17 protein-coding genes are annotated in these 18,483 nt (G+C 69.8%); 12 read left to right on the plus strand and 5 right to left on the minus strand.

Annotated elements, in window-relative coordinates; genetic code table 11:
- Nucleotides 1-15: 15 nt before the first annotated feature.
- Nucleotides 16-408, plus strand: a complete 393-nt coding sequence (locus tag OU415_RS03540; protein ID WP_270947055.1) for a glyoxalase superfamily protein — start codon at nucleotides 16-18, stop codon at nucleotides 406-408.
- A gap of 39 nt (nucleotides 409-447) precedes the next feature.
- On the opposite strand, the gene OU415_RS03545 is transcribed toward OU415_RS03540, so the two are convergent.
- Both OU415_RS03545 and OU415_RS03550 read right to left on the minus strand, forming a co-directional pair.
- On the minus strand, nucleotides 448-1,125 hold the full coding sequence (locus OU415_RS03545) for a YqeB family protein (RefSeq protein ID WP_270947056.1): 678 nt from the start codon (nucleotides 1,123-1,125) through the stop codon (nucleotides 448-450).
- A 244-nt stretch (nucleotides 1,126-1,369) separates the two neighbouring features.
- On the minus strand, nucleotides 1,370-2,635 hold the full coding sequence (locus OU415_RS03550) for a M14 family metallopeptidase (protein ID WP_270947057.1): 1,266 nt from the start codon (nucleotides 2,633-2,635) through the stop codon (nucleotides 1,370-1,372).
- Between the two features lie 205 nt (nucleotides 2,636-2,840).
- On the opposite strand from OU415_RS03550, the gene hisD reads away from it, so the two are divergent.
- From hisD to OU415_RS03575, 5 genes are all read left to right on the plus strand, one after another.
- Nucleotides 2,841-4,157, plus strand: a complete 1,317-nt coding sequence (hisD, locus tag OU415_RS03555) for a histidinol dehydrogenase (protein WP_270947058.1) — start codon at nucleotides 2,841-2,843, stop codon at nucleotides 4,155-4,157.
- A gap of 16 nt (nucleotides 4,158-4,173) precedes the next feature.
- Nucleotides 4,174-5,292 (plus strand): histidinol-phosphate transaminase, encoded by a 1,119-nt coding sequence (locus OU415_RS03560; protein ID WP_270947059.1) that lies wholly within the window; start codon nucleotides 4,174-4,176, stop codon nucleotides 5,290-5,292.
- A complete protein-coding gene (hisB, locus tag OU415_RS03565) occupies nucleotides 5,289-5,906 on the plus strand; it encodes an imidazoleglycerol-phosphate dehydratase HisB (RefSeq protein WP_270947060.1) in 618 nt (205 codons plus the stop codon). Before OU415_RS03560 ends, hisB begins: the two co-directional genes overlap by 4 nt.
- A gap of 76 nt (nucleotides 5,907-5,982) precedes the next feature.
- On the plus strand, nucleotides 5,983-6,495 hold the full coding sequence (locus OU415_RS03570) for a DinB family protein (RefSeq protein ID WP_270947061.1): 513 nt from the start codon (nucleotides 5,983-5,985) through the stop codon (nucleotides 6,493-6,495).
- A 173-nt stretch (nucleotides 6,496-6,668) separates the two neighbouring features.
- Nucleotides 6,669-11,126, plus strand: a complete 4,458-nt coding sequence (locus tag OU415_RS03575) for an nSTAND1 domain-containing NTPase (protein ID WP_270947062.1) — start codon at nucleotides 6,669-6,671, stop codon at nucleotides 11,124-11,126.
- 45 nt (nucleotides 11,127-11,171) lie between these two features.
- Here the strand turns inward: OU415_RS03575 and OU415_RS03580 are convergent, their stop codons facing one another.
- Entirely contained in the window at nucleotides 11,172-11,879 is a 708-nt protein-coding gene (locus OU415_RS03580; RefSeq protein WP_333776950.1) for an excalibur calcium-binding domain-containing protein, read from the minus strand.
- A 236-nt stretch (nucleotides 11,880-12,115) separates the two neighbouring features.
- Here OU415_RS03580 and OU415_RS03585 point away from each other — a divergent pair, with 236 nt between their 5' ends.
- Complete coding sequence (locus OU415_RS03585) at nucleotides 12,116-14,197, plus strand: phosphocholine-specific phospholipase C (protein WP_270947064.1); 2,082 nt, start codon at nucleotides 12,116-12,118, stop codon at nucleotides 14,195-14,197.
- A 60-nt stretch (nucleotides 14,198-14,257) separates the two neighbouring features.
- Here OU415_RS03585 and OU415_RS03590 read toward each other — a convergent pair whose 3' ends face one another.
- A complete protein-coding gene (locus OU415_RS03590; protein ID WP_270947065.1) occupies nucleotides 14,258-14,596 on the minus strand; it encodes a DUF6223 family protein in 339 nt (112 codons plus the stop codon).
- 213 nt (nucleotides 14,597-14,809) lie between these two features.
- Here OU415_RS03590 and OU415_RS03595 point away from each other — a divergent pair, with 213 nt between their 5' ends.
- The 3 genes from OU415_RS03595 to OU415_RS03605 are packed head-to-tail and all read left to right on the plus strand — an operon-like array spanning nucleotide 14,810 to nucleotide 16,759.
- Nucleotides 14,810-15,916, plus strand: coding sequence for a sensor histidine kinase (locus OU415_RS03595; protein ID WP_270947066.1), 1,107 nt, complete (start codon nucleotides 14,810-14,812; stop codon nucleotides 15,914-15,916).
- On the plus strand, nucleotides 15,913-16,575 hold the full coding sequence (locus OU415_RS03600) for a response regulator (RefSeq protein ID WP_270947067.1): 663 nt from the start codon (nucleotides 15,913-15,915) through the stop codon (nucleotides 16,573-16,575). The genes OU415_RS03595 and OU415_RS03600 overlap by 4 nt, the downstream gene beginning before the upstream one ends.
- 25 nt (nucleotides 16,576-16,600) lie before the next feature.
- Nucleotides 16,601-16,759 carry a hypothetical protein gene (locus tag OU415_RS03605; protein WP_270947068.1) on the plus strand — a complete coding sequence of 53 codons (159 nt, stop codon included), beginning with the start codon at nucleotides 16,601-16,603 and terminating at the stop codon, nucleotides 16,757-16,759.
- Nucleotides 16,760-16,790: 31 nt separating this feature from the next.
- Here the strand turns inward: OU415_RS03605 and OU415_RS03610 are convergent, their stop codons facing one another.
- Entirely contained in the window at nucleotides 16,791-17,003 is a 213-nt protein-coding gene (locus tag OU415_RS03610) for a hypothetical protein (protein ID WP_270947069.1), read from the minus strand.
- A gap of 151 nt (nucleotides 17,004-17,154) precedes the next feature.
- Between OU415_RS03610 and OU415_RS03615 the strand changes: the two genes are divergently transcribed.
- Both OU415_RS03615 and OU415_RS03620 read left to right on the plus strand, forming a co-directional pair.
- Nucleotides 17,155-18,012 (plus strand): helix-turn-helix domain-containing protein, encoded by an 858-nt coding sequence (locus OU415_RS03615; RefSeq protein ID WP_270947070.1) that lies wholly within the window; start codon nucleotides 17,155-17,157, stop codon nucleotides 18,010-18,012.
- Nucleotides 18,009-18,185, plus strand: a complete 177-nt coding sequence (locus OU415_RS03620) for a DUF397 domain-containing protein (protein WP_270947071.1) — start codon at nucleotides 18,009-18,011, stop codon at nucleotides 18,183-18,185. Before OU415_RS03615 ends, OU415_RS03620 begins: the two co-directional genes overlap by 4 nt.
- The last annotated feature ends 298 nt before the right edge of the window (nucleotides 18,186-18,483 follow it).

Consider the following 18,483-nt stretch of genomic DNA (forward strand, 5'->3'; position numbering starts at 1 on the left):
AGAGGAGCCCGTGCCATGGCCATCCGCGGCATCAGCAAGGCAGTCGTCCCGGTGCGCGACCAGGAGCGAGCGAAGCGGTTCTGGAGCGAGACCGTGGGCTTCGAGGTCACCACCGACGCGCCCTACGACGACCAGGGCAACCGCTGGGTGGAGGTGACCGCGCCGAACGGCAGCTCCGTGCTGATCCTGAGCGCGAGCGACTCCGACCAGGCGATCTTCCCGGCGCACGGCGGAGTTCCGACGGCCACCTTCTTCCTCTACGCCGACGACGTCGAGCGGACCTACCGCGAGCTGTCGGCGAAGGGCGTGGAGTTCCCGGAGCCGCCGGTCCAGCAGCCGTGGGGCTGGTGGTCGACGTTCCTGGACAGCGAGGGGAACCGCTTCACCCTCCAGCAGGCCGAGGGCTGAGGCTCTGAACGCCGCCGGCGTTTAGAGCAAGACCTGAGGTCAGCCGATCGAGCGCCAGTACTGGCGGCGCTTCGCGTCGCGCACGACGTAGCCGCGCTCGGCGAGTTCGGAGCGCAGCAGGGCGGCTTCCTTGCGGTCGCGCTTGCGCAGGGCGCGGGCGCGCTCGGTCAGCAGCGCGTTGATCCGCAGCGGCAGCTCGGAGCTGTCCTCGTCCCACAGCTGGTACGGGTGCGGATCCTTGTCGCGCCACGGGTAGCCGTGCGCGGTGAAGGCCAGCCGCAGTTCCTTGCGGTCCAAATCGGACTTCCGGCGGGCGAGTTCGGCGCCGGAGCCGTCGAGCACCACGAAGTCCTTGCCGTCGATGAAGACGGCGCCGACGTCGCCGCGCTCGAGGTGGTGCTCGGCGGTCCCGACGGCCATCGTGATCCGCTCCGGTGCGACGGTCACCGCGAGCCGTTCCTGCGCGAACAGCCCGGCGAACCCGAACCCGATGATCGCGCCGACCGCGATCGCGCCGACCGTGCCCCACGGATCCGGCACGGAGGCGGCCAGCTCGAACACGCCGTGGAACGGAACCCACGACAGCTCGGCGACCCGCTCCGACACCAACCGCAGCAGGAGCACCAGCAGCGCCCCCACCACCGGGCAGATGATCCACGTGCCCCGCCGGAGGAACGCGTGCTGGACCACGGTGGTCGGACCGGATTCGGCAGCCATGCCCCCATTATCGCCAAGCCCCACCCGGGGCTCGCTCCCACGCCCCGTCGTTCGGCCTGGTAGGCACCCGTGAGCACTTTCCGGTGCCAGGGCCCCAGAAAGTGCTCACGGCCCCTGGTCAGGACCCGTGAGTCCTTCGGGTCGCCATGGCAGCCCAAAAGACGCACGGTCCCTGGCCGGGCGCAAGGGAAGGCCCGGGGTGCCGCCACAGCGCCCCGGGCCTCGATCCCCTCTCCCTGTTTGGTCAGGCGCCCGCTTCCTTGAGCAGGATGTCCACCGCCGCGTCGTTGCGGGCGGTTTCCTTCTCGATCACGTCGGCGGGCGGGTAGAAGCCGTCCATGCCGCCGCTGTCGGACGGGTACATCTCGAAGGTGTAGGCCAGGATCTTGTGCTGGGCCCACATCCAGTCGAGGATGTCGCCGTCGGTGACGTAGAGCGCGCTGGACTGCTCCGGGGTGTAGCCGTTGGTCTTGGCCATCTCGCCGCCGACCTTGGCGAACCGGTCGTACTCCTCCTGGGTCATGCCCTCGGTGACCTGGTCCTGGGTGTGCCCGAACGGCCACAGCACCAGCTCGGAGTAGGTGTGGAAGTCGATGGACGCCTTGATCTGCTGCTTGCCGCCGACCACGCGGGAGTCGATGAAGTCGCGCAGCGCGGTGGTCTCCGGCGCCGACCACGCGGCCGAGCCGCGGTAGTCCTCGGCGTTCGGGTCCTCGCTGGAACCGCCGCAGCAGCCCCACTTGTAACCCCAGTTGCGGTTTAGGTCGGTGCCGGTGTCCTGCCGGTTCTTCCGCCAGCCCGCGAAGTTGCCGGACTCGATGTCGTAGGACGAGCCGTCCGGGTTGACGATCGGGATCACCCAGATCTCCCGGTTGTCGACCACGTCCTTGATCGCCGGGTCCGAGGCGTAGCCGTCGGTGAACCGGGTGGCGATGCGCAGGCACATCTCGGTGGTCAGGTGCTCCCGGGCGTGCTGGTTGCAGTCGAACAGCACCTCGGGCTCGTCCTCGTCCTTCCCGACGTTGTCGCTGATCTTCAGCATCGGGATGTCGCGACCCTCGAAGGACTTGCCGACGCTGGACTTCGCCGCGATGTCCGGGTGGTCGGCGACGATCTTGTCGAGCGCGGCGTTCGTCTCGTCGTAGGTGTGGTAGCCCTCGTAGCCGGGCGGGAACTCGCCGGGGGCGGCCTTGCCGCGGTTGACCCGCTGCAGCGCCTCGCTGATCCCGGTTCCGCCGTCGAGCGCGAACCCGGAGGCCCGGAGCCGGGCGGCCTGGTCGGGGGTGGCTTCCACGGTGGCCACGCCGTCGCGGACCCCGATGACCTGCGCGCCGGTCCGGTTGATCTCGGTGCGGCTGGTGCTGTCGGTGTTCGGAACGGTGTAGACCGCTGGTTCCTGTTCCTGCGCGGCGGCAGTCGGCTCCGCGGACACGCTGGCCTGGATCGGGGCCAGCAGGACCAGGCTCGCGGCGGCCGCCACGGCCGCTGCCTTGCGCCGTGAGCTGAACATCGGGTCTCCGATCGATCACTGGTGGTGATGTGGAGAGGTTGTAGGAGGCAACCGATGTTGGCAAGCCACTGGCGAACTATGGTCGCCCGTTAACGTTTTCCCGAATGGTGGACGCGTTGTGTGACCCCGAGCGGGTTCGGGCACAGCTCTCGGTGGTGGCGATTACCCTGGTTGGTGCAACCTCGAGGCCTTTGGAAGGACGCTCATGCTCACCCGTACCGACCTGCGCGGTCGCGTTCCGTCCACCGTCGAGCTGCGCGCCACGCTGCCGCGCGCCGAGATGGACGTGGAGCACGTGCTGCATCGGGTCCGGCCGGTGATCGAGGCGATCCGCGACCGGGGCGTGCCCGCGGTGCAGGAGTTCACCGAGAAGTTCGACGGAGTTCGACCGGAACGGGTGAGGGTCGGGGCGGCCGAGTTGCGCCGCGCGCTCGACGAGCTGGACCCGGCCGTGCGCGCCGCGTTGGAGGAGTCGATCTCCCGCGCCCGCAAGGTGCACGGCGACCAGCGCCGCACCGACACCACCACGCAGGTCGTGCCCGGTGGCACCGTGACCGAGCGCTGGGTGCCGGTCGCCCGCGTCGGCCTGTACGCGCCGGGCGGCCTGGCGGTGTACCCGTCCAGCGTGGTCATGAACGTGGTCCCGGCGCAGACCGCCGGGGTCGAGTCGCTGGTGGTGTGCAGCCCGCCGCAGGCGGAGTTCGGCGGCCTGCCGCACCCGACGATCCTGGCCGCCGCGCAGCTGCTCGGCGTCGAGGAGGTCTGGGCGGTCGGCGGTGCGCAGGCGGTGGCGCTGCTCGCCTACGGCGGCGAGGACACCGACGGCTCGGAGCTGGCGCCGGTGGACATGGTGACCGGGCCGGGCAACGTCTACGTGACCGCCGCCAAGCGGCACCTGCGCAGCCTGATCGGCATCGACTCGGAGGCCGGGCCGACCGAGATCGCGGTGCTGGCCGACGGCACCGCCGACCCGGTGCACGTGGCCGCGGACCTGATCAGCCAGGCCGAGCACGACCCGCTGGCGGCCAGCGTGCTGGTGACCTCCTCGCCGGAGCTGGCCGACGCGGTCGACGCCGAGCTGGAGCGCCAGGTGGCGCAGACCAAGCACGTCGAGCGGATCCGCACCTCGCTGACCGGTGAGCAGTCCGGCTGCATCCTGGTGTCCACTGTGGAGGACGGCATCCGGGTGGTGGACGCCTACGCCGCCGAGCACCTGGAAATCCAGACGGCGGAAGCGGAATCGGTCGCCGCGCAGGTGCGCAACGCGGGCGCGATCTTCGTCGGCCCGTACGCGCCGGTGTCGCTGGGCGACTACTGCGCCGGTTCCAACCACGTGCTGCCCACCGGTGGGTGCGCGCGGCACTCCTCCGGGCTGAGCGTGCAGAGCTTCCTGCGCGGCATCCACGTGATCTCCTACAGCGAGCAGGCGCTGCGCGACGTGGCCGACAAGGTCGTGGCGCTCGCCGACGCCGAGGACCTGCCGGCACATGGTCAGGCGATCACCGCCCGCTTTCCCCGCTGACCCGAAGGTTGAACACATGAGTGACGTGCTCGGCGCCGAAACGACGCTGGCCGACCTGCCGCTGCGGGAGGACCTGCGCGGTCGGAGCCCCTACGGCGCACCGCAGCTGGACGTCTCGGTCCGGCTCAACACCAACGAGAACCCCTACCCGCCGCCGCCGGAACTCGTCGACGACGTGACCGCGGCGGTGCGCGAAGCCGCCACCGAGCTGCACCGCTACCCCGACCGCGACGCCAAGGCGCTGCGCGCCGACCTGGCCGCCTACCTGTCCGGTGCGACCGGGGTGCCGCTGGTGGCCGAGAACCTCTGGGCCGCCAACGGTTCCAACGAGGTCCTGCAGCAGATCCTGCAGGCGTTCGGCGGTCCCGGGCGCACCGCGCTCGGCTTCGAACCGTCGTACTCGATGCACCCGATCCTGTCCGCGGGCACCCGCACCGACTGGGTCCCGGCGCCGCGCCGCCCGGACTTCAGCCTGGACGGCGCGGAAGCCGCCCGGATCGTCGCCGAGAAGCAGCCCAGCGTGGTCTTCGTGACCAGCCCGAACAACCCCACCGGGCAGTCGATCTCGCAGGACGACCTGCGCGCGATCCTCGACGCCGCACCGGGCGTGGTGGTGGTCGACGAGGCCTACGCCGAGTTCTCCGCCCGCCCCAGCGCGGTCGAGCTGATCGAGCAGTACCCGACGAAGGTCATCGTCAGCCGCACGATGAGCAAGGCGTTCGCGTTCGCCGGCGGTCGGCTCGGCTACCTGGCCGCGGCCCCGGCGATGATCGACGCGCTGCTGCTGGTCCGGCTGCCGTACCACCTCTCGGCGGTCACGCAGGCCGCCGCGCGCGCCGCGCTGCGCCACGCCGACGCGACGCTCGGCTCGGTGCGGGCGCTCATCGACGAGCGGGAGCGGGTGGTGCGCGAGCTGGCCGCGATGGGCTTCTCGCCGGTGCCCAGCGACGCCAACTTCGTCCTCTTCGGACGGTTCGCGGACGCCCACCGCGCGTGGCAGCGCTACTTGGACGCAGACGTGCTGATCCGCGACGTCGGCATCCCCGGACACCTGCGGGTCACCATCGGCACGCCGGAGGAGAACGACGCCTTCCTGGCGGCCGGCAAGGCAGTGAGCGAGGAGATCGAGCAGTGACATTCCAGCCGGGAACCCGCATCGGCCGGGTCGAGCGCACCACCAGCGAGTCCTCGGTGCTGGTCGAGCTGGACCTCGACGGCACCGGGCAGGTCGACATCGACACCACGGTCCCGTTCTACGACCACATGCTCACCGCCCTCGGCACGCACGGCGCCTTCGACCTGAAGGTGAAGTCGACCGGTGACGTCCACATCGACGCCCACCACACGGTGGAGGACACCGCGATCGTCCTCGGCCAGGCGCTGCGCCAGGCGCTGGGCGACAAGAAGGGCATCCGCCGCTTCGGCGACGCCTGGATCCCGATGGACGAAACCCTCGCGCACGCGGCGGTGGACGTCTCGGGCCGCTCGTACTGCGTGCTGACCGGGGAACCGGAGCAGTACAACAGCTTCACGATCGGCGGCAACTACCCGTTCGTCCTCAACCGCCACGTGTTCGAGTCCCTGGCCTTCCACGCCCAGATCAACCTGCACGTCCGGGTGATCCACGGCCGCGACCCGCACCACATCGCGGAAGCCCAGTACAAGGCGATCGCCCGGGCCCTCCGCGCGGCGGTCGAACCGGACCCCCGATTCGCCGGCGTGATCCCCTCCACGAAGGGCGCCCTGTAAGGCGATGCCCATCCCGCCGCTGCTGCCTCCTGCTGCAGCGGCGGGATTTGTCCGACCGGCATGCCACGATGCATCCATGAACGTTGCTGACCGGACCATGCCCCCGCTGGACGCCGACGAGCGGACCACGTTGGAGAGCTGGCTCGACTTCTACCGCACCACGCTCGTGCAGAAGTGCGGCGGCTTGGCCGACGACCAGCTCCGCCGGGCGTCTGCGGAGCCCTCGCAGATCACGCTGCTCGGTCTCGTCCAGCACATGGCGGAGGTCGAGCGGAACTGGTTCCGCCGGGTGCTGGTGCAGGAGGACGCCCCGCCGATCTTCGACCCGAACGCGGACCCCGACGGCATCGACGGCGGCTTCGACCTCGCCGAGGACGCAACGCTCGACCAGGCCCTGTCCACGTGGCAGACCGAGGTGGCACGTGCCCGCGAGAACTGCGCGACCCGCGCCCTGGACGACAAGAGCCCCTTCATGGGAGCCCAGGTGACCCTGCGCTGGATCTACACCCACATGATCGCCGAGTACGCCCGCCACTGCGGCCACGCGGACCTGGTCCGCGAACGGATCGACGGCGCCACCGGGGTCTGACTTCCCGCGCAGGCCGGACTTTTCGAGCCGGAGGCACCTTTCGGCCGGGAGGTGCGCAGATTCCGTTCGGCCGGTGCTCCGCGATTTCCCCTATCGTCCCTCCGCCTCTGATATGACAGTGCGGAGAGTGCGTTGATCGGCACTTTCCGCACTGTCGTCAGAGGGGGAGTCCGGTGGCGCGTCAGGAACGTCCGCTGCGCGATTTCGCGGTGCTGCTCTACGGGGCGGGGCTCGGGTTCCTGACCAACCTGGCGACCAACAGCGCCGACGGCTGGGGGCCGCCGTTCGACCTGATCCGCGACCACTCGGAGTACTTGATCGGCGCGGGCGTGCTGGTGCCCGCCGCGTATTACGCGTGGCGGCAGCGGAAGCTGCACACCGAGCACGACTGGGACGCCGCGAAGCAGGGCAACCCGTACCCGGGGTTGCAGTCCTTCGGGCCGGATCACGAGAAGGTGTTCTTCGGCCGCGACCGCGCGGTCCGCGAGCTGCACGAGCGGCTGGAGGTGCCCGGCGGCGAGCCGGAGGACCGCTTCCTGCTGGTCGCCGGACCATCGGGTTCGGGGAAGTCGTCGCTGGTCAACGCCGGTTTGGCGGGGTTGTTGCGGCGGCGGAACTGGTGGCTGAGCGATCCGGTCGCGCCGGGCCGCGACCCGTTCGGCGCGCTGGTGCACGCGTTCCAGGGCGATCTCCCGAAGGCCGAGGGCGACGCGCTCGTCCGGGACCTGCGGGTGGAAGCGCAACGCGCGCTGGAGCGCTTGCGGCGCACCGACGAGCCGCGATCGACGCATCCCGAGGTGCTGAACGCGCTGCTCGGGGAGGCGGTCCGGCTGAACCGCCCGGCCGTGCTGCTGCTCGACCAGTTCGAAGAGCTCGTGACGCAGGTGGACGCCCGGACCCGCCAGGAGTTCATGGCCCTGCTGCACACCGCGCTGGCCGACCACCGGCGCCTGCACGTGGTGGCGACGATGCGCGCGGAGTTCATCGGCGTCTTCCTGCCGGAGCCCAGCGGCGAACTGCTGCGCAACCCCTACGTCGTGACCCGCCTCAACCGCGCGGAACTCCGGCAGATCATCACCGGCCCGGCCCGCAAGGCCGGGGTCGAGGTCGAGCCCGAAGCGGTGGCGGCCATGGTCGACGACGCGACCGAAGCCGGCGCCGACGTCCTGCCGCTGCTGGCCTACCTCCTGCACAACCTCTACGCAGACTACGGCGGCGACGGCCGGATCACGTTGCAGGAGTACGTGGAATCGGGTCGCGTCGCCGAGGCGATCTCGTCCACCGCGGGCAAGGTCCTCGCCCGGCTGTCCCGCCAGTACGACGAAGCGCAGGTGATGCGAACGCTGCTGAGGTTCGTCTCCTTCGCCTCGCACACCGACGAACCGACGCGCAACAGCGTCCGCCTCGACGATCTGGACGAGGAGGAGAAGCACGTCGTCGAGGAGTTCTTGGAAGCACGGCTGCTCGTCGACGACAGCGAGGGCCACCGGGACCTCGCGCACGAAGCGCTGCTGCGCCAGTGGGAACCCCTGCGCAACTGCCTGGACCAACAGCGCCCGCTGCTCCGCAAGCGCACCACCTTCCAGCAGCGGGCCCAGGAGTGGGAGCAGTCCGGCCGCCGCGGGGACCTGCTGCTCCCGGAGAGCCAGGTCGACGAAGCAGTCGAGGTCACGACGTCGGTCGAGTGCAGCGCGCTGCTGCGCGAGTTCTGCGCGGCATCGGTGGAAGCGCGGCGGAAGGCCAGGCGGAACCGGGCGATCACCGCGGCGCAGCAAGCGGATCTGGTGAAGGCCTCGAACCCGCAGCTGGCGCTCGCCGTCGCCCGGGAGATCGCCGAGCTCAGCCCGGGCGAGGTCACCGCGGCGGCGTTCTGGGCCCGGCTGCGCGACCCCCTGGTCTGGAGCGTGCGCCGCCACGCGAACCGCATCATGGCCGTTCGCTGGGACGACGAAGGTCGCTTGTGGGCGGTGGACGACGACGGCGTCCTGATGGTGCACGACATCGCTCAGGAGCAGCCCGTTCAGGTCCGCCACCTGCCGGGGAAGGGGCGCCAGATCGTGGCCCAGTGGACCAGCGGCAACGAGCTGATCTTCGGTGATGCCGAGGGCTTGAAGCGCTGGGACCTGGTGGCCGACGAGGTCGAGGCCGTGGACCGGCGGGGCAAGGTGCGGCACCCGCTCTCCTGGTCTTCGGACGGGTGGCTCGCCTACGACTGCGACGGCCAGATGGTCGTGCGGGCGCCTGGCGAAACCGGCCCGCCCACTCCGCTGGGGAGTTCGGACCTCGTCGGGCACGCGGAGTGGGCTCCGACGGGGTTGCTGGCCCTCGGCGACAACAACGGTCTCGTCCGCACCTGGAACCCCGGAACCGGCGAGACGACCGTCGTCCACGAGCACGTCAGCGGGGTGAACTCCCTCTCGTGGTCGGAAACCGGTCTGCTGGCCAGCGCGGACGACCGGGTGGTTCGGGTGTGGTACCCCGAAACCGGTGAGACCGAGGTCCTGCGCGGCTGGGAGAACTCCCTCGTCGGCGCCACCTGGACGAGCCGCGAGCAGTTGGTCATCGGGGTGGGGGCGCGCGGCAGCATCCGGCTCGACGTCTGGAACAGCAGGACCAAAGCACTGCGCACGATTCGGCACTGCTCGGAGCAGGTGTGGGCGATCTTCCCCGCCCCGGGCGAGAACCTGCTGGTCTGCATGAGGTCCGGTTCCGCGGAGCTCATCCGCACCGACGTGAGCCATCACGTGGGGCACCGGCAGGGGGTCGCAGTCGCCGGTGGTTCCGCGCACGGCACCGACCTGCTCACCGTCGGAGCCGACGGCAAGCTCTGGCGGACGGGTGCCGAGGGGTCTGAGCAGCTCGGGCGCGATGCGCATTCCGGCGTCGCCGAGGTGCTCGCCTGGTCGGCGGACGGCCTGCTGGCCAGCGCGAGGTGGGAGTACAAGAGCCACAACGAAGTGCTGGTCTGGGATCGGCACCGGGCCGCGCCCCTGCTCGTGCAGCGCGGCAACGGCGAGATCACCGGCATCGCGTGGTCGCCGGACGGCTTGCTCGCCTGGGACGACGAGAACGAGGTGCACGTCTGGGATGCGAAGCGGCGCGAGTTCCGGGCAGTGCTGGAGTTCGCCGGGCGACCGGAAGCCCTCGGCTGGTCCAGCACCGGTCTGCTCGCGATCGGCACGACTTCCGGTGGGCTCACGACCTGGGACCCGATTGCGGGGACCGCGAGAGCGCTGCAGAAGGAGGACAACCCGCTCCGGGAGGTCGGAGCTGTCGCTTGGTCGGCGGCCGGAGAACTGGCCACCGGCGACTACAGCGGTGCGGTGCGGGTGTGGGACCTCGAATCCGGTGAGTCGACCTTGCTCGCCATGCACGCCGACGCCGTGAAGGTGGTGGCGTGGTCCCCGGACGGCCTGCTGGCCAGCGGCGGCGATCAGACGGTTCGACTGTGCGATCCGAGGAACGGGTGGAGCCGCATCGTCGATCAGCGGGACGACGATCTGAAGGCGCTGGCTTGGTCGACCGGCGGTGTGCTCGCCACCGGGTGGGGCGAAGGCGCGGTGCGGATCTTGGAACCGGATGCCGGCGAGTCCCGCCTCGTGCACGAGCACCCGCGCGACGTCGATTCCCTCGCCTGGTCCGGTGCCGGGCAGCTCGCGAGCAGTTCCGGCACCCTGCGGAATCCGGTGCTCATCTGGGATGCGGACGAGTCCGCAACGCACCGGCCCGAACCCGCCGTCGGGACCACGCGGCTGGTCTGGTCCCCGGACGACGAACTGACCACTTCGGACGACGATGCCCGGATTCGATTGTGGTCCAAGGACTTTCGGCGGAGCCAGGTGATCCGGCAGCACGACGGTCCGGTCGGTGCCGTCGCGGTGTCCGGCACCGGTCTGGTCGCGTCGCTCGGCGAGGACGGCGATCTCCGCACGTGGGACGGGAAGACGGGCGAGAGCTGCGTGATCTCGGCGGGCGAAGTCGACATCAGCGCGCTGGCGTGGGACTCGGGCGATCGACTCGCGGTGGCGCGCCGGGACCGCGGCGTCGCCCTGTGGGATCCGGCGACCGGTGAGTTCACCGATCTGACGACTCGGATCGCGCGCATCAGCACGATGGCTTGGAGTGCGAGCGGTGTGCTGGCGATGGGTAGTGACGATTTCGTCGTCCGCCTCCGGGACCCGGAAACCGAGCAGATCCGGGAACTGCGCAGGCACACGGCCGTGGTGCGGGCACTGGTGTGGCTGGACGAGGACCGGCTGATCAGCGCGGGCGACGACGGCCTGCTGATCTGGGACGTGCCCGGCGAGCGGGTGCTCGTCATCGGGGACGCGGTGGAGGTCGCCCACCTGGCCTGGATGCCGGGTCGACCACTGGCCAGCGCGGACGACGAAGGCCGGATCAGCCTGTGGGACCCGGAATCGGGCCACGTCATCGCGACCTTCCACGCCCACGAGGACAACATCACCGTGCTCTCCTGGCGGGACGACGGCCTGCTGATGAGCGCCGGTCGGGACCGCCGGGTGCTCACCTGGAACTTCGACACCGACACCGAAGCCCTGCTCCGCGAAGCCGATGAACGAGGCGTCCGACCTCTCACCGACCAAGAGAGAGCCCGCTTCGGCCTGGCCTGATCACCGGGAAGCGCCGTCGACCGGGCTGGCCGACGGCGCTTCCGGCTATTCGCAGGCCACGCCGTCGTGATCCCGGTCCAGGCCGCTCCGGTATCCCGGTTCGCCGGCGTAGAGGGGAGCTGCACCGGCCTTCCTCGCTGCGGTGCAGTTCGGGTAGTACGTCGAACTGCTGTCCCCGCCACCGGACTTCTCCTCCGGCGTCGGTGCCGGCGGTGGTGGTGGCGGCGGAGGCTTCGGTGGTCCGTCGGGCTGGGCCAGCGTGCGCTGCGAGTCGTCCGGTGCGGGGTCGACGTGGTCGGGGTCGCCGTCGCCGTCGCGATCGGGCAGCGTCGGCCGGAGGTTCAGGTTCGCCGAGAGGCTGGGGTAGTCGAGCCCGGTCGGGCACGCCACGGCGTTCGGCGAGACGTAGAGCGTGATCGTCGCCGGCGGGCTGATCGACGCGCCGGCTGGGAAGTTCGTGCCGCACACCAGCGTTCCGGCGATCCCGGTGACGTCGTCGGCGTAGGCGGCGACCACCTCGGAGGTGAACTCGCCGGGGAGCGCCGCCAGGGCCTGCTGCGCTTGAGACGTGGAAGTCCCCACCAGCGAGGGCATCGTCGGAGGCGGCGGTACGGATGTGGTCGCCGGCTGCGTCGACGTCGTCGGCGCGGTGGTCGGGCTCTGGTCTGCGGTGGATCCACCGCACGAGGCGAGTGCTCCGGCTAATCCGACCGCGCAAGCACTGATCGTGAGATTCCTACGCGTTCGACTCATCCGGGGCAAATTACCAGCGAAAATCTCCACATGTAGCCCTTCTCGGGCACGAAGAGCTGAACGGACCAATCCGGCGGGTCCTCGGCAGTTCCGACGAGCCGATTTCGCCGGAGGTGATCACGCAACGTGGTGCTGGGGGCGCCTGGCGTTACGCCGTTCGGAGGACTGGGGCGGTTCATCGGTGCGTCACTCCGGGGTCTCCCGTGCTTGGCTTTCGTCTAGCAGCATTCCTCGCTGTGACTGAGGTTTCTCGACGTCGGGTGCTCGCCGGGGCCGCTGGTGCGGTCGGTGGCGCTGCCGTTGCTTCGCTGTTGCCACCTTCGCTGCACCGGGCCATGGCCCAACCGGTGCGCAAGGGCGGTTTGGACGCGCTCGAGCACGTCATCGTGCTCATGCAGGAGAACCGCTCCTTCGACCACTACTACGGGACCTTGCAGGGGGTTCGCGGGTTCGGCGATCGGCAGCCGCTCCAGCAGCCCGACGGTCGTTCGGCGTTCCAGCAGCCCACCGTCGGCGGCGAGGTGCTGCCGTTCTCGCTGCGGCAGGGGGCGGAGCGAGAGGGACGGCCGGTTTCGGACATCCAGTACCTCGGCGCCCTCGACCACAGCTGGGGCGGTAGCGGCAAGGCCTGGGCGCGCGGCTGGAACAACGACTGGATCGCCGCCAAGACCGCCGCCACCATGACCTACTACGAGCGGCAGGACATCCCGCTGCAGTACGAGCTGGCGGACACCTTCACCATCTGCGACGCCTACCACTGCTCGGTCTTCGGCTCCACCAACCCGAACCGGAACTACCTGTTCTCCGGCACCACCGGTTACGAGCCGGGCAGCACGAAGCGCGCCGTCACCAACGCGGCCTACGACTACGACCACGCCGGCTACGAGTGGACCACCTACCCGGAACGCCTGGAGCAGGCCGGGGTGAGCTGGCAGATCTACCAGGAGTGGGACAACTTCACCGACAACTCGGTGGAGTACTTCAAGACCTTCAAGGAGATCGGGCACAAGGTGCTGGCCCCGGTGGACGGGAAGTTCCGCACCACCGAGGAGTTCTACACCGCTCTGTTCGACAAGCCCGCCGACGAGCAGGAACGGCTGCTCGCGCAGCTGGAAGCCGGGCGCAGGGCGCTGACCGACGCCGAGCGGAGCCTGTTCGACCGCGCGATGTACCGCAGCAAGCCGGGCACCCTCGTCCAGCGGTTGCGCACCGACATCGCGGCGGGCCGGTTGCCGCAGGTCGTCTGGTTGGTGCCGTCCTCGACGGACTCCGAGCACCCCAGCAGTTCGACGCCGGTCGGCAGCGCGAACCTGATCTACCAGGTCCTGGACGTGATCGCGGACCCGAAGGTCTGGCCGAAGACCGCGCTGCTGCTCAACTTCGACGAGAACGACGGCTACTTCGACCACGTGCCGCCGCCGGTGCCGCCGAAGCCCGAGTCGGGGGAGGGCGACGACTACTTCGAGGGGCAGCCGATCGGCCTCGGCCCGCGGGTGCCGATGACCGTGGTTTCCCCTTGGACCGTCGGTGGTTTCGTCAACTCCGAGGTCTTCGACCACACCTCGGTGGTGCGGTTGCTGGAGCGCTGGACCGGCGTGCAGGAACCGAACATCAGCTCCTGGCGGCGGGCCGCGTGCGGCGACCTGACGTCGGCGTTCGACTTCGACAACGCCGCCAAGGCGCCCGAGCCCGCGAAACCGGGCCCGGTGCCCGCACCGATCCAGCGCTGGCACCCGAAACCCCCTGCGGATCAGGCACTTCCGGTCCAGGAGCAGGGCCGTCGGCCCGCTCGGGCGCTGCCCTACCAGCCGCAGGTCTCCGGAGCCGTGGACGGGGAGTCCGTGGCGTTGCGGCTCGGGAACGTCGGCGCCGCGTCCGCGCACTTCGCGATCTACCCGTACGCCGGGGAACTGCCCGAACCGGCCCACGTGGACGTCCTCGGCGAGCAGGTGGTGACCGTGCCGGTCCGCGACGAGTACCGCCTGGCGGTGCAGGGGCCGAACCGGTTCTGGTTCGAGCTGAGCGGAACGCGCGGCGGGAAGGCGGCGGGCATCGACGTCCAGACCCGCCACACCGACCGCGGCCTGGCGCTGGAACTGCGCAACGGGGGGAAGCAGGACATCACCCTCCGCCTGCGCTCCGTCGGTTACACCGTCCACGAGGAGCAGGTCCGAGTCGCGGCGGGCGGTGCGCAGCCGCTGGACTGGCCGACGGACCAGGGCTGGTACGACGTGGAGATCACCACGCCCCAGGACCAGACCTACCGCCGCCGCATCACCGGCCGAGCCGAGAACGGCAAACCCGGCGTCACCGGCTGATCAGACTCGTGAGCGGCGATGGTGGTAAGAGCCACCATCGCCGCTCACGTGCTCTGCTGCTCAGGCGGCGCGGCGGGAGCGGGCCAGCGCCAGCCAGCCGAGGACTGCGGCGACCAGACCCACCACCAGGTCGAGGTAGCCGCCGACTATGCCGTAGCCGGTGCCCGGGCCGCCTTCGGCGGAGGCCACGACGAACCCGCCGACGACCATGCTCGACAACCCCGCCGCGAGTGCTGCGGCTCCGGTTCCGGTGCGCTTGGTGGGGCGGACGAGGGCCAGCCCTCCGATGACCGCACCGCCCAGCCCGACCAGCGCGGCGATCGCGGACCAGAAGCGTCCGGGAGTCATGGTGTAGGCGCTGACTTGCTGAGCGGTGTCGGCGAGCAGGTGCAGGGACATGAGGTGCTCCGCGAGTGGTCGGCCCGGACGGACCGGGGCGTGGTTCGGAAGTCCGATCATGTCCGCAGGACCCGCTGCCGGTCGTCGCGCAGCTGCGGGCAATTCGCGCTACCGCGGACGCTGCAGATCCTGCCGGACTACCGCGCCCGCGGTAGGTGGGAGCTCATCCGCTGAGAGGCGTTGCCAGCACGGCGATCCGGCTAGGGTGCACGCATGCGCGGAGGCCGGATCGCTGTCCTGGACTGGGTGATCGCCTTCGGCGTGGCCGCGGCCCTGCTGGTGACCGGGATTTCCGAGCAGCACTCCGCGACGCCGCTCGGCTACCCGTTGTTGGTCGCCGGTGGGCTGGCGCTCGTCGCGCGCCGTCGGTTCCCGGTCACCGTTCTGGTCGCGACCGGCGTGTCCGCGCTGGGCTACCAAGCCGCCGGTTTCGACGTGCCAGCAGTCGCGTTCCTGTTCGCGGTGTACGCCGTGGTCCGGGCCGGACACCGCCTCGTCGCGATCGCGGGTTCGGTGCTGATGCTGTTGGCCCTGCCGTTCGCGGTCCTGCTGTCCCCGCTCGATCTGGCCGTCGGTGAGGCGTTCGCGCGGACCCGGGACGTCCTCCAGATCGCCTGGCTGATCGCCGCCGGAGCGGCCGGTGAAGCGCTGCGGCAGGCCGAGCGCCGGGCGGACGAAGCCGAGCGCACCCGCGAGGAGACCGCGCGGCGTCGCGCCGACGAGGAGCGGCTGCACATCGCGCGGGAGCTGCACGATTCGCTCACCCACCAGATCTCCGTCATCAAGGTGCAGGCCGAAGCCGCCGTCCACCTGGCCCAGAAGCGGGGCGAGCAGCCTCCGGAGGCGCTGCTGGCGATCCGGCAGGCGGGCCGCGAGGCGTCGCGGGAACTGCGGGCGACGCTGGAAGCGCTGCGCGACGACGACAAGAACCCGCCGCGCGGGCTCGACCACGTCCCGGACCTCGTCAGCCAGGCCCGCACGACCGGCCTCGACGCGGAGCTGACGATCGAGGGCCGGCGGGGCGAGCTGCCGTCCGCGGTCGACCGGACCGCGTACCGGATCGTCCAGGAATCCCTGACCAACATCGCCAGGCACGCCTCCGCCACCACCGCATCGGTTCGGATCGACTACCGCCCCGACGCCCTGGTCATCCGTGTCGACGACGACGGCACCGCCGCGCCGAAGACCTCAACACCCGGCGTCGGGCTGCTCGGGATGCGGGAGCGGGTCACCGCGCTCGGCGGCGAACTGCGCGCGGCCCCGCGCGACGAGGGCGGCTTCACCGTCCGGGCAGAACTCCCCGTGGAGCGAAAACCGTGATCCGAGTCCTGCTGGTCGACGACCAACCGCTCATCCGAGGCGGGTTCCGCGCGCTCCTCGACGCCGAGGACGACATCGAGGTGGTGGCAGAGGCCGCCGACGGCGGTGAAGGCGTGGCCCTGGCCCGGCAGCACCTGCCGGACATCGCGCTGGTCGACGTCCGGATGCCGGTCGTCGACGGCATCGAGGCGACCCGCCGCATCGCCGAAGACCCGGCGCTGGCCCAGGTGCACGTCGTCATCCTGACCAACTACGGCCTGGACGAGCACGTCTTCAACGCCCTGCGCGCGGGCGCGGCCGGATTCCTGGTCAAGGACATCGAACCGGAGGACTTCCTGCACGCCGTGCGCGTCGCTGCCCGAGGTGATGCCCTGCTCGCACCGTCGATCACCCGCAAGCTGATCGACCGCTTCGTCGCCCAGCCGCTCGAACCCGCCACCGGCCGGGGGCTGGAGGAGCTGACCAACCGCGAGCGCGAGGCGGTCGCCCTGGTCGCGCACGGCCTGTCCAACGACGAGATCGCCGAACGCATGGTGATCACCCCGATGACGGCGAAGACCCACGTCAACCGCGCCATGACCAAGCTCCGCGCCCGGGACCGAGCCCAACTCGTCGTCCTCGCCTACGAATCAGGCCTGGTCACCCCGCGAAACCCCTGACCAGCTGCTGGGTAGGCTGCCGGGCATGGGCGATTACCTCCCGATCGTGCTGCTCGCGCTCGCCGGCTTCCTCATCGGCGGTGTCTACTCGACGTGGAAGACCGCCCGCGGGTTCTCGATCATGCTCGCCGTCGCCGCCGTGATGGCCATCGTCGGCGGCATCGGCTGGATGATCTACGGCTGAACCGCCGACGCGGCATCGATCTTCGAATGCTTCAGGTCGAGTGGGCAACGAGGGCCTGATCGGCGTCAGCGACCGCGTCGCGGAGCAGAGCGAAGCCCCGGCGAGTGCAGGTGAGCACCAGCTCGTCGTTGCCCTGGAAGATCAGGTTCACCTCGTCCACCGCCGGGTCGTACTCGTGCGTGACCACGGCGGTCTCCGATATCCCGACCAGCGTGGCGGTCTCCACTCCTTGCCCTCGGTACACGGCCGACTCCCCTCCGGGTACAAGACCCGAACTAGGTAAAGTTCAACTGACGGATATTTCAAGCCTCATATGAGGCTTGATTTGAGGATAAGGCTCATTATGAGCTTTGGCATTTCCCGAACCGGATGATTGATCGGACGAAGGGAGTCGTGTGCCGACCGGACGTCAAACTGTGGAACGCCGTCAGCTCGGCCTCATGCTCCGCCGACTCCGCGACCGAGCGGGCAGGACCCAGCAGCAGGCAGCTCGCGCGATCGGCCGGGACACGGCCCGCATAAGCCAGGTCGAAACCGCGAAGGGCTCCTTCAGCGTCGACGAGCTGAGAACTCTTCTGGACTTCTACGAAGTCACCGAGGACGAGCGGCAGACAGCTCTGGAGCTCGGCGCTCAAGCCCGAAAACGCCAACGCGGCCGGACGTACACGGACCAGCTGCCGCGCTCCTTCGAGCGCCTCGCGGACCTCCAAGCCGACGCCAAGAAGATCGGCTTCTACGACACCGGCATCGTGCCAGGGCTGGCTCAGTCACCCGACTACGCGAAGGCTGTGATCGCGGCGTTCTGGTGGCAGGCACCAGAGGGCGAAGTTGAGAAGCTCGTTTCGTTTCGCATCGACCAGCAGCGTCGAGTCCTGGATTCGGAACCGCCGAAAGAGCTGGCCTTCGTGCTGACCGAGACCGCTCTTGACCAAGTGGTCGGCAGCGTGTCGGTGCTGCGTGGCCAGCTGCTGCACCTTCTCCAGCTGGGTGAGCGCCCCAACGCGGTCATCCAGGTCGTCCGCCGCGATGTGCCGAACAATCCGCTGCTCGGTGGTGGGCTCATCACTCTCGACTTCGCCGACGCGGCACCAAGAATCGCGTTCGCCGCGTCACACGGGCCTGCGACCTACCACGATCAAGAAGCAGATACTGGCCCCATGTTCCACGCCTTCGAACGGGCGCAGGAGCTTGCGCTGACGCCGAAGGAGTCGGCCGATCTCCTTCTGACCAAGCTGAAAGGCATGTCGCGATGAGCTACGACACCGGATGGTTCAAAAGCACCCGAAGCTCGGGATCCAGCAACGCCTGCGTCGAGGTTCGATTAACCGGCTTCGCCGTGGCGGTGCGGGATTCGAAGGCCCCTGACGACGGGTGCATCCAAGTCAGCCACACCGCATGGCGGAGCTTCCTGGCCAGTCTTCGTTGAAGGACTCAGCGCAACACTGGTCGCTAGGTGCGCGAAGGGCGTCTTCCTGTTGATCGGGGAGGCGCTCTTCGCGCTGTTGGGCCAGCTCTTGGTGCCTCTGGGGTGCCCGCCGGTTCGGGCTGCCTGTCCAATGAGGACTATTCTCTGGCGGAAGAACCGCTTTATACTGCGGGGTTCGCCAAAAAACCTCCTGCTTTCGGGGATATTCCAGTCCACCCGTCGGCCGGGAAGAGTTCACGGCTTCGGCACTGATCGGAAACCGGCCGCCCTCTACATTCCCTGAGGCCTGTTTTGGTCG

Source organism: Saccharopolyspora oryzae, from assembly GCF_027853915.1.
Lineage (GTDB): Bacteria > Actinomycetota > Actinomycetes > Mycobacteriales > Pseudonocardiaceae > Saccharopolyspora > Saccharopolyspora oryzae.

What these genes read in the sequence shown, in the direction of transcription:
- OU415_RS03540 (WP_270947055.1), top strand. Translation starts at nt 16, where the DNA reads ATGGCCATCCGCGGCATCAGCAAGGCAGTCGTCCCGGTGCGCGACCAG.
- OU415_RS03545 (WP_270947056.1), bottom strand. Translation starts at nt 1,125, where the DNA reads ATGGCTGCCGAATCCGGTCCGACCACCGTGGTCCAGCACGCGTTCCTC.
- OU415_RS03550 (WP_270947057.1), bottom strand. Translation starts at nt 2,635, where the DNA reads ATGTTCAGCTCACGGCGCAAGGCAGCGGCCGTGGCGGCCGCCGCGAGC.
- hisD (WP_270947058.1), top strand. Translation starts at nt 2,841, where the DNA reads ATGCTCACCCGTACCGACCTGCGCGGTCGCGTTCCGTCCACCGTCGAG.
- OU415_RS03560 (WP_270947059.1), top strand. Translation starts at nt 4,174, where the DNA reads ATGAGTGACGTGCTCGGCGCCGAAACGACGCTGGCCGACCTGCCGCTG.
- OU415_RS03570 (WP_270947061.1), top strand. Translation starts at nt 5,983, where the DNA reads ATGAACGTTGCTGACCGGACCATGCCCCCGCTGGACGCCGACGAGCGG.
- OU415_RS03580 (WP_333776950.1), bottom strand. Translation starts at nt 11,879, where the DNA reads ATGAGTCGAACGCGTAGGAATCTCACGATCAGTGCTTGCGCGGTCGGA.
- OU415_RS03590 (WP_270947065.1), bottom strand. Translation starts at nt 14,596, where the DNA reads ATGTCCCTGCACCTGCTCGCCGACACCGCTCAGCAAGTCAGCGCCTAC.
- OU415_RS03595 (WP_270947066.1), top strand. Translation starts at nt 14,810, where the DNA reads ATGCGCGGAGGCCGGATCGCTGTCCTGGACTGGGTGATCGCCTTCGGC.
- OU415_RS03605 (WP_270947068.1), top strand. Translation starts at nt 16,601, where the DNA reads ATGGGCGATTACCTCCCGATCGTGCTGCTCGCGCTCGCCGGCTTCCTC.
- OU415_RS03620 (WP_270947071.1), top strand. Translation starts at nt 18,009, where the DNA reads ATGAGCTACGACACCGGATGGTTCAAAAGCACCCGAAGCTCGGGATCC.